Below are 13,502 nucleotides of genomic sequence, written 5' to 3'. Positions count from 1 at the left end.
TGATTCTTGCCTTATGCCGGCGGATTTTTTTGTTGTGAATGCCTGGACAAGGCCCATTGCAGCGTGTGGGTCGTAAACGGTTCACCGCAGTACCTCTGTAGAAGTCGCTTTTCGCGATGTACTGCAGGGTGCGGCTATCAAATCAACGGCTGGAGAGGTGTAGTTGTGTTCAAAGATATATTCCAGAAAAAACGGAAGTACGCTACCATACCTTCCGAGCGTGCGGTTCGTGGCGAAGGCCAGGAAGTCGTAGAACGTCCAAAGCGTGAAATCCCTGAAGGACTTATGAACAAGTGCAGCAAATGCGGCACGATTCAATATAGCAAGGAATTGGAGAAAAATCTGAAAGTATGTCCTGCTTGCGGCTATCACATGCGCTTGAATGCCATGGAGCGTATTGCCATGGTTTTGGACGAGCAAGGCTTTGTTGAGCTGGATGCCGACATGGTTTCGGTTGATCCGCTTGGTTTTCCGGGATACAGCAGCAAGCTGGAGCAGCAGCGCCTGAAGTCAGGCTTGAAGGAAGCTGTAATTACAGGAGAAGGAACAATTGAAGGTTTACCTGTGGTTGTTGCTGTCATGAGCTTTGATTTCTTCACAGGCAGCATGGGTTCTGTTGTAGGGGAGAAAATTACTCGTGCTGTAGAGCACGCGACGGAGAAAAACTTGCCCCTGATTATTTTCTCGACCTCTGGTGGAGCGCGGATGCAGGAGAGTATCCTCAGCTTGATGCAGATGGCCAAAACAAGTGCGGCACTGGCTCGTTTGGATGAACAGGGAGGCCTTTATATTTCGGTCATCACGGACCCGACCACCGGTGGGGTATCAGCGAGTTTCGCCAGTCTGGGCGATATCAACATCGCTGAACCAGGTGCCGTATTTGGCTTTGCCGGCCGAATTGTTATTGAGCAAACCATTCGTCAGAAGCTGCCTGAGGATTTCCAGACGGCAGAATTTAATATGCAGCATGGTCAGTTGGACTTGGTGATTCACCGGAAGGAACTTCGTACGACCCTTGCCAAGCTTCTGGATATGCACAGCGAAAAAGGAGGGGTCTAAATGGCGGGTGAGTTGCCATATGAAGCGCCTCTGGTTGAGATGCGCAAAAAGATTGAGGAGCTTGTACAGTTTGGACAGGAGAAGGGCATTGATTTCACTGATGAAATCGCCCGCCTGGAGGAACGTTATCATAGACTTGAAGAAGAGATTTATTCCGGCATAACGGCAGCTCAGAAAATGCATCTGGCGCGTCATCAACAGCGTCCAACTGCACTTGACCTGATCCAGCTGATTTTTACCGATTTTATCGAACTTCATGGTGATCGGATGTTTGGCGACGATTTGGCCGTCGTTGGCGGCCTTGCGAAACTGAATGGAAGAACGGTAACCGTCATCGGACAACAGCGGGGGAAAGATACAAAGGATAATATCGCCCGCTTTTTCGGGAGCGCGCATCCGGAAGGTTTCCGCAAAGGACTGCGGCTGATGAAGCAGGCGAACAAATTTGGTCGTCCAATTATTACATTTGTTGATACTAAAGGAGCTTATCCGGGTAATACTGCAGAAGAGAGAGGTCAATCGGAAGCCATCGCCCGTAACCTGATTGAAATGGCGAAGCTCACGGTGCCTGTAATTGTTGTGGTTATCGGCGAGGGTGGAAGCGGCGGCGCACTCGCCTTGGCTGTAGGCAATCGTGTACTCATGCTGGAGCATGCCATTTATTCAGCGATCTCTCCGAATGGTGCAGCGTCCATCCTGTGGAAAGATGCGTCCAAGGCAGATCAGGCAGCGGAAGCGATGAAGATAACAGCCAAGGATCTGCTGGAGATGGAAGTTATCGAAGAAATTGTTCCTGAACCACGTGGTGGTGCGCATCGGGATTATGAAGGTGCTGCAGCAGCGATCAGCGAAGCTCTGGTTCGTCATCTGGAAGAGATGAAAGGCTGGAGCGGGGATCAGCTGAAGCAGGATCGGTATGAGAAATTCCGCAAAATCGGATCGGTTACGTTCGAATCTCCAACGCCACCGGCCCCAGTTGAAGCTCCGGAGGAGCCCGTTCGAGTGGATGCAGTGAATAATTTGTCGGGAAATGCAGAATGATGTGACGAATTTCCTATACAAAAGAACGAAAGTATAGTAAATTTAATAGTTGGAAAAAGAAAAAAGACATATACAGAGAGACCTTTTAAAATCGGAGGAAACCCAAAATGCGCAAAACGAAAATTGTATGTACAATCGGTCCATCCAGTGAATCACTGGAGAACACCAAAAAACTGATTATGGCCGGTATGAACGTGGCCCGTCTGAACTTCTCCCACGGTGATTTCGATGAGCACGGCGGACGGATCAAAGCGATTCGCCAAGCATGCGAAGAGTTGAACAAAACCGTAGCAATCCTGCTGGACACCAAAGGACCGGAAATTCGGACAGGTAAACTCGAAGTTGAACCGATTGAACTGGTTCAGGACGAGTACATCACTTTGACAACAGAAGAAATTCTGGGAACCAAAGAACGTCTTTCCATTACGTATGCAGATCTTCCAAATGATGTTGAGCCGGGATCTACAATTCTGATCGACGACGGTCTGATCGGACTGACTGTGGTGGAAGTGCAAGGCACCGAGATCAAATGCCGTATCGTGAACGGCGGAACGATCAAAAGCAAAAAAGGTGTTAACGTTCCAGGCGTTGCCATTTCTCTGCCGGGTATCACTGAAAAAGATGCGAACGATATCGTATTTGGTATCGAGCAAGGTATCGATTTCATCGCGGCTTCTTTTGTTCGTAAAGCAAGTGACGTGCTTGAGATTCGTGAACTGCTTGAGAAACACAATGCTGGACATATCCAAATCATCTCCAAAATTGAGAACCAACAAGGCGTAGACAACCTGGATGAGATCCTTGAAGTGTCTGATGGCTTGATGGTAGCTCGTGGTGACCTTGGTGTGGAAATTCCTGCGGAAGAAGTACCATTGGTACAAAAACGCATGATCGAAAAATGTAATGTTGCAGGCAAACCGGTTATTACAGCTACACAAATGCTGGATTCCATGCAACGCAACCCGCGTCCAACTCGTGCGGAAGCAAGTGACGTTGCGAATGCAATCTTCGATGGAACAGATGCAATCATGTTGTCTGGTGAGACAGCTGCGGGTAAATACCCGGTTGAATCCGTTCTGACAATGTCCCGTATCGCTGAAAAAGCAGAGTCCGCTCTGCCTTATCAAGAGCTGTATCTGAAACAACGTGTTGCACAACAAACAACTGTTACAGAGGCAATCAGCCAATCCGTTGCGCTGTCCGCTCAAGATCTGAACGCAAAAGCGATCATCACTTCGACTGAATCTGGCCATACGGCTCGTATGGTTTCCAAATACCGTCCGGAAGCTCCAATCATTGCTGTGACTACGGAAGATAGAACTTCCCGTCGTCTTGCACTGGCTTGGGGTGTTACACCGGTGAAAGGCAGACGTTGTGACTCAACGGATTCCTTGTTTGAGAATGCAATCGAAGGCGGTTTGAAATCCGGAATCGTCAAAGAAGGGGATCTGGTTGTCATCACTGCGGGTGTACCTCTGGGTCGCTCCGGTTCTACCAACCTGATCAAAGTAAGCCAAATTCCAAACAACGCTTAATTGAACAATTAAGTTTTAGATGGATCAAAACAGCAATGAAGCAATGGGGCAATTGTCCCGTTGCTTTTTTCCATCTTTATGACACTTTTACTGGATGAATACGTATAAATGGTAGACCGAAGGAGGCCGTTAACATGAAAGAACAGCACCATGGAAACTGGTATGCGGCACGTCTGCGTGTACGCTATCAAGAGAGTGATCAGATGGGTGTGGTCTATCACGCCAACTATTTGAATTGGTTTGAAATCGGTCGAACCGAGATGATTCGCCAAATGGGGTATACATATCGTAAAATGGAGGAACAGGGGCTACTGCTTCCCGTAACTGGACTGGATGTGAAGTATCATAAGCCTGCAAAGTATGATGATGAGATTATGATATTCACCCGAATTGTTGCATTTAGTGGTCTTCGATTAAATTATGAGTACGACGTAAGACGCATGACCGAAGACCTTGCTGTACAATTCGGCATTGGAGAGCAGCTATGGGCTTCTGATGAATCGCTTCCGGGAGAACGACTGGTTACAGGCTCTACCCAGCATGTGTGGGTGAATGGAGATTGGAAGCCGGTAAGACTGGATAAAGCCGCCCCTGAGCTCTATAGCGCACTGGAGAAAGTGTGGCTCTCAGGAAAGGAGTAATTGGTAATGCGAAAATGGATGTGGGCTATATTATTATTCGTTCCGGTTATTGAATTGTTTGGATTCATTCTGATGAGTGACTGGATCGGAGCCGGGAAGACCTTGCTTCTCATGATTCTCACGTCCTTGATTGGTATAGCGATGCTGCAATTTGAAGGGCGAAAAGTACTCGTCGATGCCAAAACCGAGATGGAACGCGGTAAAGTGCCTGGACGGAAAATGGTAGACGGACTTTTTATTTTTGTGGGTGGTTTCTTGCTGTTGATTCCAGGGTTTGTTACGGATATCATCGGATTTACCCTGGTATTTCCGTTAACACGTGCAGTGTACCGCTTATTTTTCCTGGGTTGGCTTGAGAAAAAAATGAAAAACGGCAGCATCACGTTCTACCGCCGTCCGTAATATGGTGTTGATTCATTATTAAAGGCTCCTTCGCGCAGATCTTTCCTGCAGAAGGAGCCTTTTTGATGTATTAAAAAATGTACAAAAGCTATCGGACCCGGCCATTGATGATGTACGTTCTCAGATCGCGCAGCACATTCGCACGATTGAAGGCATCAAGGATGACCAAGCTGACAGGACCGATGATCAGGCCCAGTACGCCAAAGAGCTTCAATCCAACAAACATGCCCACCAGTGTCGCAAGTGGATCCAGACCTACACTGCTTGCCAGCACCTTTGGCTCAATGATCTGTCTCGCAATCAGTACGATGAGATAAACGACCGAAATACCAATCCCGAGATAGAGGTCTCCGTTCATAAACAGGTATGCTGCCCATGGAACCATGACCAGTCCAACGCCAAGATAAGGCAAAAGATCAACCAGCCCGATTAGCAGAGCTATGGTGAAAGCAGACTTCACCTGTAAGATGAGCAATCCAATCATGACAAATACCGCAGTTATGGAAATCATGATCAGCTGAGCACGAGCATAGCCGAACAATGCTTTCTTTAAGTCGTTCCATATGTCCGTAATCGGTTTGCGGATTGAAGAAGGCACCCATCCCGAGACTGTAATGCCGTGGCGGGTCCAGCTTTTGCTAATAAAGAACGTCGAGAGCAGAACGACAATTAAAACTGCTCCCATGTTGGGAAGCGAGGTCAGCAGACCCAAAATCATATTGAAAAATCCAGTAACCAGATCGCTGACAGCGGTACCTACCGTTTCGGTTGTTTTGCTGATATTGCTGTTGATCGTTTCCTGATAGTTAGGATTTTCCTTATAAAATTCGTTAATCTGTCCGATCAGGTTCTGAATCGTATCGTTTTGGGTCCAGCGGACAAAGGTTTCCTTAATCTCGTCCACATGCAGGTCAAAACTCGTGGTGAGTGATATCACTTCTTTTACCATCCGGGTTACTGCTGCGGAAAGTATCACAACGATTGCCCCGAAATAGACGATTAATGAAAGGGTTACGGCTAACCAGCGTGGAAAGCGGGCTTTGTCCTGAAGCAGCTTCACCAGTGGATTCATCGCATAAGCAATAATCCATGCGATGACAAAGGGGTATAGAAGCGGGAACAGCAAGTATATGGCAAAGGCGATCAGAACGGTCGCAATAATGACCCACAAGCCGCGCAGTAGGCGTTTCATAATAATTCTGTCCAAACGTCACGTCTCCTTCTAACAATTTCGATCAGCATAGAAGCTATCTAGTTAATATAGAGCAATTGCAGCGTTTTGAAACGTTTGTTTGGCCTGCCAAGGAGCATTTATTTTCTTTTGCCTAGAGTATGCCAGAACACACGGATATATAGCAATATTCATGGAGCAGGCGCACAGAATTATATAAATAGGATAAAATGTCAACCTTGTTTTTGTAAAGGCTTTCAAAAATGATTTATAGGCGTGATAAAGAAGTTTGATGTGCGAATGGCCTTTGGTGATGTTCACATAACCGACAAAATCCAGTATGATGTTATAAGGAAATACCGATTGACAGATAAGAAACCCGAATTTTGACGGTTTTACTATTTAATGAATTGTAAATGTTTTCAACACCAATTATTATGCTTTTCTAAGAGCTTCATCATGCTTTGTGGTTTCTTGATTTCGTTTATTAAAGGAGAGATGTAATATGACAGCTACCAAAGGTCTGGAAGGCATCGTTGCAACAACCTCTTCGATCAGTTCCATTGTAGACGGTGTACTTACATACCGTGGCTACAATATTGACGATTTGGCTGAACACGCAAGCTTTGAAGAAGTTGCTTATTTGCTGTGGTTCGGCAAATTGCCCAATACGGATGAATTGAAATCCCTTCGTAAAAGCCTGAGCGATTACGCGCCGATTCCGAGCGAGTTGATTGCACAAATCCGATTGTATCCGAAAAACATGAGTACCATGGCAGCACTGCGTTCTGCAGTATCCGCTCTGGGACTGTATGATGAGCAGGCTGACGAGATGACAGCTGAAGCTAATGAAAATAAAGCGGTCAAGTTGCAGGCTCAATTGCCAACCATTGTGGCAGCCATCGCCCGCATCCGTCAGGGAAAAGAGCCTGTGGCTCCTAAAGAAGGCGCTTCCATCGCTGAGAATTTCCTGTACATGATGACAGGTGAAGAACCTTCCGATACGGCAGTTAAAGCGCTGGATCAGGCTCTGGTTCTGCACGCCGATCATGAACTGAATGCTTCGACGTTTGCAGCACGGGTAACCGTAGCTACGCTCTCCGACATTTATTCAGGCGTAACTTCCGCTATTGGCGCACTGAAGGGACCCCTGCATGGTGGTGCGAATGAAGCCGTCATGAAAATGTTGAATGAGATCGGCACGCCGGATCGTCTGGAAGCAGCGATTCAGGAGAAGCTGAACAATCGTGAGAAAATCATGGGCTTCGGACACCGTGTATACAAAAATGGTGATCCACGTGCCAAACACCTGCAGAAGATGTCCAAAGAGCTGGGCAGCATGAACAATGACACCCGCCTTTATGACATGTCTGTTAAGATTGAAGAACTGGTTACCGGACAAAAAGGGTTGAAGCCGAACGTGGATTTCTATTCCGCTTCCGTGTATACCCAGCTGGGTATTGAACAGGAACTGTTCACGCCGATCTTTGCCATCAGCCGGGTATCCGGATGGACAGCTCATATTCTGGAGCAGCTTGCGGATAACCGCATTATTCGCCCGCGTGCAGAATATACAGGTCCAACGGATCAACGTTACATTTCTGTTGAGCTTCGCTAATAGACGGAAAACCAGTATAATAAACTGGATGGGGTGAAGGGTCCCGAAAACTGGCAGCAAGCCTGGTCAGACATCAAGACCCTTCCTTCGATAAGACAAGCGGTATCATGATACCGGAATTATACCAACACTCTAGGAGGAATTATGATTATGAAATTAGAAAAATTCGCTCATCCAACTGAAGGGGAAAAAATTCAGATTGATAACGGAACACTGCAAGTGCCTAATAACCCGATCATTCCTTTTATCGAAGGTGACGGTACAGGCCGCGACATCTGGAAAGCTTCCAAGCGTGTATTGGATGCAGCTGTAGAAAAAGCATATGATGGCAGCAAAAAAATTGCATGGTATGAAGTGTTTGCTGGTGAGAAAGCATTCAATACATACGGTGAGTGGTTGCCGAATGATACGCTTGAAGCCATTCGTGAGTATATCGTAGCCATCAAAGGACCTCTGACGACGCCAATCGGTGGCGGAATTCGTTCCCTGAACGTAGCATTGCGTCAGGAGCTTGACCTGTACACTTGCCTGCGTCCTGTACGCTATTTCGACGGAGTGCCTTCCCCGGTTAAACGTCCTGAACTGGTAGACATGGTCATTTTCCGTGAAAATACAGAAGATATCTACGCAGGTATCGAGTATGCTGAAGGTTCCGATGAAGTGAAAAAAGTGATTCAGTTCCTGCAACAGGAAATGGGCGTTAACAAAATCCGTTTCCCTGAAACTTCAGGTATCGGTATCAAGCCAGTATCTTCCGAAGGTTCCAAACGTCTGGTACGTGCAGCAGTTCAATACGCCATCGATCACAACCGTAAGAGCGTGACATTGGTACACAAAGGCAACATCATGAAATTTACTGAAGGTGCCTTCAAAAACTGGGGTTATGAAGTCGCTGAGGAAGAGTTCGGCGATAAAGTGTTCACTTGGGCACAATACGACATCATCAAGGAAAAAGAAGGTACAGATGCAGCGAATGCAGCTCAAAAAGCAGCTGAAGATGCAGGTAAAATCATTGTTAAAGATGCGATTGCCGACATTGCTCTGCAACAAGTATTGACTCGTCCAGGCGAATTCGATGTTATTGCTACATTGAACCTGAACGGTGACTACCTGTCCGACGCCCTTGCTGCACAAGTTGGTGGTATCGGTATCGCTCCAGGAGCGAACATCAACTATGTAACAGGCCATGCGATCTTCGAAGCTACACACGGTACTGCACCTAAGTATGCGGACAAAGACGTCGTGAACCCTGGTTCCGTTATCCTGTCTGGCGTTATGTTGCTTGAGCACCTGGGATGGCAAGAAGCAGCAAACCTGATCTACAAAGGTATGGAAACTTCCATCAACAACAAAACCGTAACGTATGACTTCGCACGTCTAATGGATGGTGCTACTGAAGTTAAATGCTCTGAATTCGCTGATCAAATCATTAAAAACCTGTAAGGGGAGTTGAGAGGCATGACTATTCAGCGCAAAAAAATCACAGTAGTCGGTGCCGGATTTACCGGAGCAACAACCGCTCTAATGCTTGCCCAAAAGGAGCTTGGAGACGTTGTGCTGGTTGATATTCCTCAATTGGAAAACCCGACTAAAGGTAAAGCACTTGATATGCTGGAAGCGAGCCCTGTTCAAGGCTTTGACAGTAATATCGTCGGAACTTCAAACTACGAAGATGCGGCAGGTTCAGACATTGTGATTATCACTGCAGGTATTGCCCGCAAGCCGGGAATGAGCCGTGATGATCTGGTCAATACCAACGCTGGAATCGTGAAGTCCGTGTGTGAAAATGTGAAAAAATATTGCCCTGATTCCATCGTCATTATTCTGAGTAACCCGGTAGATGCGATGACTTATGCTGCATATAAAACACTAGGATTTCCTAAAAACCGAGTTATCGGCCAATCCGGTGTCCTGGATACAGCGCGTTATTGCACATTCATTGCGCAAGAGCTAAATGTATCCGTTGAGGATGTTCGTGGTTTCGTTCTTGGTGGCCACGGAGACGACATGGTACCACTTGTTCGTTATTCAAGCGTTGGTGGTATTCCAATTGACACATTGATTCCGGCAGATCGCATTGAATCCATCGTACAGCGCACACGTGTTGGCGGCGGCGAAATTGTCAATCTGCTGGGTAACGGAAGTGCCTATTATGCCCCAGCCGCTTCACTGGTTCAGATGACCGAAGCCATTTTGAAGGACAAAAAACGGATCATCCCAGTGATTGCTTACTTGGAAGGCGAGTATGGTTATAACGACTTGTTCCTCGGTGTGCCAACCATTCTGGGTGGTAACGGGATTGAGAAAGTATTTGAACTCGAGCTCACACCTGAAGAAAAGGCGGGACTCGACAAGTCTGCGGATTCTGTTCGAAACGTCATTTCAGTCGTGACCATATAAGTTTGAAAACTTCTTGAACATGGAAAGTGAGAAAACCTCCGGAAACCCGGAGGTTTTCTTTTCTTTGGATAAGTTCCCCAGTATAATGGGATGTGATGTATAGCACACTGAAAATAATGAGGAGGATGGAAATTTTGACAATGATTATGTATTTGCTCCATATCATTGGAGCGCTATCCATGGGGTTCTATCTGATCTTGCCGTTCGTTGTTGGTAAGATCCGCACGCTGAATGCTGCGGCACAGGAAGGCGCATTCACATCGGTTCGTTCCTTGAACCGCATTGCCCAGTATGGATTGGTTATCCAGCTTCTCACAGGCGGATATCTGATGACCAAGGGTGAGTATTCCTACCTGTGGATGGGTGTCGTTGTTGTTTTATTGCTCGCCATTGCTGCCATTGGCGGTATTATGGGTAAACCGCTGCGTCTCGCAGCAGAAGGTGTGAAAAGCAACCGTGATGTGAGCCCCGAGCAGGGCAAGATTCGTACGTTCAGTACAATACTGGCTGTCCTCTTGCTCATTATGGTTTATCTTATGGTTGATCGCACGATAATCTAACTAGTTATCTGCAAGATATTGCTCGATACAGCCAGTTAACCAGAATCTAAAACGCTTGCATAAAATGCGGGTAGACAAGCAGGCAAGGTAATCATGTTAGTATCAAAAATAGACAACCCATGAGGCTGTCTATTTTTATTTGCTTACCATATTGGATTAGGTAAGGCTGACTGAATGAGCAAATACAGCATTGCGCCCATTTCGTTTGGACTCGTATAATGCACTATCGGCATCCCGAAGCAAGGATTCAAGTGAATCCGTTTCACTGCTATACTGGGCAACCCCAAAGCTTGAAGTAATGGGAACAAGACTTCCCTCCACATGAAGAGGGTCATTCAGCAAAGCGACACGTAACTGCTCGGCTAGCTGCTTTCCATCCTGAAGAGCTGCATTCGGCAGGGCAATGACAAATTCCTCTCCGCCATACCGGGCGAACACCATTTCAGAGTTCAAATAACGATTACATACCGAGACGACATGAACAAGGGCCTGATCCCCAACTTCGTGTCCATAAGTGTCGTTGATCCGTTTAAAATGATCGATATCAAATAGAATAAAAGTTGCAGGCTGATGGCTAAGCTGTGCCTCGTTCAGTATTTCACGGCCTTTATGCAGGAACTGCGTCCGATTGTATATTTTGGTCAAACCGTCGAAATAAGCTAGCTGCTTCAATTGTTCTTGCAGAAACCGCTGCTCCGTAATATCGATTAGCATGATCAAGCTTCCAACGGTCTCTCCGTTTTTGTTATGCACATAAGATGTTCTGACCTGATAACAGACCGTCTGCCCATGTAACTGCCAATAGAGATCCGTCTGTAGGCCTTCTCTTCCATATTCCACGGGAAAAGTCTCTCCGGCCAGTGAAAGCCAGATATCATTCAGCGGCTGTCCAACCATGCTTGTCTCCAGTTCAGGCAGCATATCGCGCAGCGCTTTGTTGTAATCGACCAGACGATTCGAACCATCCAGGACAATAACGCCCTCGCGCATGCTCTCAAAGATACTGTCTTTGGCTATAGGAACGATGGTCAACAAGCGAGAAGACAGGATTGCCCAGATGTACATGGATGAAGTGACACACATGAGTACCGGCACAGGATCCATTCCTCCTGGCGTCAGTCCCATTAAATAAAGAAAGGCACCCGTCATCGGTATCAGTTGGGATGTAATCAATGTAAGCAGCTGACGGCGATACATTTTCTTGGTGTGCTTCCATTGCGCAATGAGGATCAGACACGCACATAATAGACATGAAAACGTAAATGCTCCGTGAACAACATACCATTGGCCAGCGGCAATATCCATCAAAGGAACAGAACTATCTGTTCGAAGCCATACTTTTTTATAGAACAAATGGTGATAGTCATTGGTTGCAACCATGAAGAGCGTAATCGTCGGAATGACGAACAACGCTGCAGTTGCCTTTTTCGATAGTGACTTGCCCGTGTACTGGATCATCAGGATCAAGCCGAGGGAGGCGGAGAAAGGCATGCCCATGTACTCCACTACCGTCCAGAATTTCATTTGTTCCAGTGTATTGCTGGCGAGCTCAATGGCATAACCAAAGGTATAAACGGATAAGGCAGCCGTATAGAGCATAAATACGTTGGCTCTTGAAATTTCTGCTCTTCTAAAATAGGTGTATACACACAAAAAAACATTCAGGACGGCTGAAGTGGTTACAAGGGATATATAAGCGTTAATGTGCGATTCCATTGATTGGCTCCATGTCAGATTGAGAATCTGTTATTTAAGATGCTTGATCGAACGCAGGATATATACCGGGTATAAGGTACTAAAATCACATTTGTATACTGTACATTGTACATCAGCCCAAGCAGCATAGGAATACAATTTGTGTCATGAAACAGGTCATTTTCGAAAAATAATCGAAATTTGGTACAATCTTTAATTCATTATATTTTCTGTTTGACCTCCAAAAGAGAGTGGTAAGTAAGTATCGAGACAGCAGAAGTGAGTTTTGGATGATGTCAGCTGCAGCAGGAATAATCTGTACTGTTCATGCCATCCTACAGAATGAGAAGTTTAGAGCCATTCATTTTGAGAGGAGAATGTGAAATGTCAACCAATACACAATCGCAAAAAACGATGCCAGCACAACATCAGGACCAGCGTCCCGGAATTGAATCGGAGATGCACCCTAAGCCGGAGTTCGAAAAACCGCAGTATAAGGCGGCTGACAAATTATTGGACAAAGTTGCCCTTATTACCGGAGGTGACAGTGGAATCGGGCGTGCAGTTGCCGTTACGTATGCCAAAGAGGGCGCGGATGTAGCCATTGTATACCTGAGCGAGCACCAGGATGCAGAAGAAACCAAACGTCAAGTGGAACAGGAAGGACGCAAGTGTATCCTGATTGCCGGAGACATTGGTGATGATTCATTTGCCAAGAAAGCTGTTCAACAGACGGTAGAGCAGCTGGGCAAGCTGGATATTGTGGTTAACAATGCGGCCGAGCAGCACCCACAGCAGCAGCTGGAGGATATTACGCCTGAACAGCTGGAGCGGACGTTCCGCACCAATATCTTCGGGATGTTTTATATCACGCAGGCAGCCCTGCCACATCTGAAGCAAGGCAGCACAATCATCAACACGACGTCCATCACAGCCTATCGAGGTAGCCCAACTCTGCTCGACTATTCGTCCACCAAAGGAGCGATTACATCGTTCACGCGTTCCCTGTCCATGAATGTTATTGAAAAAGGCATTCGTGTAAATGCGGTAGCTCCAGGCCCAATCTGGACACCACTGATTCCATCGACATTTGATGAGAAAAAGGTGAGCGAATTCGGCGCTACGCAGCCGATGAAACGTCCTGGTCAACCGGATGAGCTGGCTCCTGCATATGTATATCTCGCTTCGGATGATTCATCCTATGTAAGTGGACAAGTCATTCACATCAACGGTGGCGAAGTCGTTAACGGATAAAATGATGCTTGGTTTGAGTTAATACTTTCAACACACATATCTAAAGACGTATCGTTCAGCTAATGCTGGCGGTACGTCTTTATGTTTTTTTGACAATGTTCCCAAATTTCTGTGCTATGTTTACAA

At 46.5% G+C, this 13,502-nt stretch carries 12 protein-coding genes; 10 read left to right on the top strand and 2 right to left on the bottom strand.

The window, feature by feature from the left end:
• Window positions 1-165 precede the first annotated feature (165 nt).
• The 5 genes from accD to PIL01S_RS05150 all read left to right on the top strand — a co-directional run bounded on the left by accD (window position 166) and on the right by PIL01S_RS05150 (window position 4,678).
• The gene (gene accD, locus PIL01S_RS05170; RefSeq protein ID WP_095288130.1) at window positions 166-1,059 is read left to right on the top strand and encodes an acetyl-CoA carboxylase, carboxyltransferase subunit beta; all 894 of its coding nucleotides are present in this window, start codon (window positions 166-168) and stop codon (window positions 1,057-1,059) included.
• On the top strand, window positions 1,060-2,100 hold the full coding sequence (locus PIL01S_RS05165; protein WP_095288129.1) for an acetyl-CoA carboxylase carboxyltransferase subunit alpha: 1,041 nt from the start codon (window positions 1,060-1,062) through the stop codon (window positions 2,098-2,100).
• Window positions 2,101-2,207: 107 nt separating this feature from the next.
• Complete coding sequence (gene pyk, locus PIL01S_RS05160; protein WP_095288128.1) at window positions 2,208-3,635, top strand: pyruvate kinase; 1,428 nt, start codon at window positions 2,208-2,210, stop codon at window positions 3,633-3,635.
• A 134-nt stretch (window positions 3,636-3,769) separates the two neighbouring features.
• Window positions 3,770-4,276 carry an acyl-CoA thioesterase gene (locus PIL01S_RS05155; protein ID WP_127536529.1) on the top strand — a complete coding sequence of 169 codons (507 nt, stop codon included), beginning with the start codon at window positions 3,770-3,772 and terminating at the stop codon, window positions 4,274-4,276.
• Window positions 4,277-4,678 (top strand): FxsA family protein, encoded by a 402-nt coding sequence (locus PIL01S_RS05150; protein ID WP_127536528.1) that lies wholly within the window; start codon window positions 4,277-4,279, stop codon window positions 4,676-4,678.
• A gap of 88 nt (window positions 4,679-4,766) precedes the next feature.
• Here PIL01S_RS05150 and ytvI read toward each other — a convergent pair whose 3' ends face one another.
• On the bottom strand, window positions 4,767-5,885 hold the full coding sequence (ytvI, locus tag PIL01S_RS05145; RefSeq protein WP_127536527.1) for a sporulation integral membrane protein YtvI: 1,119 nt from the start codon (window positions 5,883-5,885) through the stop codon (window positions 4,767-4,769).
• A gap of 469 nt (window positions 5,886-6,354) precedes the next feature.
• Between ytvI and citZ the strand changes: the two genes are divergently transcribed.
• The 4 genes from citZ (at window position 6,355) to PIL01S_RS05125 (ending at window position 10,427) form a co-directional block, all read left to right on the top strand.
• A complete protein-coding gene (citZ, locus tag PIL01S_RS05140) occupies window positions 6,355-7,467 on the top strand; it encodes a citrate synthase (RefSeq protein ID WP_127536526.1) in 1,113 nt (370 codons plus the stop codon).
• Between the two features lie 150 nt (window positions 7,468-7,617).
• Window positions 7,618-8,910, top strand: a complete 1,293-nt coding sequence (gene icd / locus PIL01S_RS05135) for an NADP-dependent isocitrate dehydrogenase (RefSeq protein ID WP_095288123.1) — start codon at window positions 7,618-7,620, stop codon at window positions 8,908-8,910.
• A gap of 15 nt (window positions 8,911-8,925) precedes the next feature.
• Window positions 8,926-9,867 carry a malate dehydrogenase gene (gene mdh / locus PIL01S_RS05130; RefSeq protein WP_095288122.1) on the top strand — a complete coding sequence of 314 codons (942 nt, stop codon included), beginning with the start codon at window positions 8,926-8,928 and terminating at the stop codon, window positions 9,865-9,867.
• Between the two features lie 134 nt (window positions 9,868-10,001).
• Window positions 10,002-10,427: a hypothetical protein gene (locus PIL01S_RS05125; RefSeq protein ID WP_127536525.1), complete on the top strand. Its 426-nt coding sequence runs from the start codon at window positions 10,002-10,004 to the stop codon at window positions 10,425-10,427.
• 156 nt (window positions 10,428-10,583) lie between these two features.
• On the opposite strand, the gene PIL01S_RS05120 is transcribed toward PIL01S_RS05125, so the two are convergent.
• A complete protein-coding gene (locus tag PIL01S_RS05120; RefSeq protein WP_127536524.1) occupies window positions 10,584-12,143 on the bottom strand; it encodes a histidine kinase N-terminal 7TM domain-containing protein in 1,560 nt (519 codons plus the stop codon).
• Between the two features lie 363 nt (window positions 12,144-12,506).
• On the opposite strand from PIL01S_RS05120, the gene PIL01S_RS05115 reads away from it, so the two are divergent.
• Window positions 12,507-13,376: an SDR family oxidoreductase gene (locus PIL01S_RS05115; RefSeq protein WP_174818665.1), complete on the top strand. Its 870-nt coding sequence runs from the start codon at window positions 12,507-12,509 to the stop codon at window positions 13,374-13,376.
• Window positions 13,377-13,502: the final 126 nt, after the last annotated feature.

This window comes from Paenibacillus illinoisensis NBRC 15959 (genome assembly GCF_004000925.1).
GTDB classification, from domain to species: domain Bacteria; phylum Bacillota; class Bacilli; order Paenibacillales; family Paenibacillaceae; genus Paenibacillus; species Paenibacillus illinoisensis.
Note: the sequence above shows the minus strand (reverse complement) of the source record. Positions and strands in the feature narration are given on the sequence as shown.

Coding starts and splice junctions, on each gene's coding strand:
- PIL01S_RS05165 (WP_095288129.1), top strand. CDS start 1,060: ATGGCGGGTGAGTTGCCATATGAAGCGCCTCTGGTTGAGATGCGCAAA.
- pyk (WP_095288128.1), top strand. CDS start 2,208: ATGCGCAAAACGAAAATTGTATGTACAATCGGTCCATCCAGTGAATCA.
- PIL01S_RS05155 (WP_127536529.1), top strand. CDS start 3,770: ATGAAAGAACAGCACCATGGAAACTGGTATGCGGCACGTCTGCGTGTA.
- citZ (WP_127536526.1), top strand. CDS start 6,355: ATGACAGCTACCAAAGGTCTGGAAGGCATCGTTGCAACAACCTCTTCG.
- icd (WP_095288123.1), top strand. CDS start 7,618: ATGAAATTAGAAAAATTCGCTCATCCAACTGAAGGGGAAAAAATTCAG.
- mdh (WP_095288122.1), top strand. CDS start 8,926: ATGACTATTCAGCGCAAAAAAATCACAGTAGTCGGTGCCGGATTTACC.
- PIL01S_RS05120 (WP_127536524.1), bottom strand. CDS start 12,143: ATGGAATCGCACATTAACGCTTATATATCCCTTGTAACCACTTCAGCC.
- PIL01S_RS05115 (WP_174818665.1), top strand. CDS start 12,507: ATGTCAACCAATACACAATCGCAAAAAACGATGCCAGCACAACATCAG.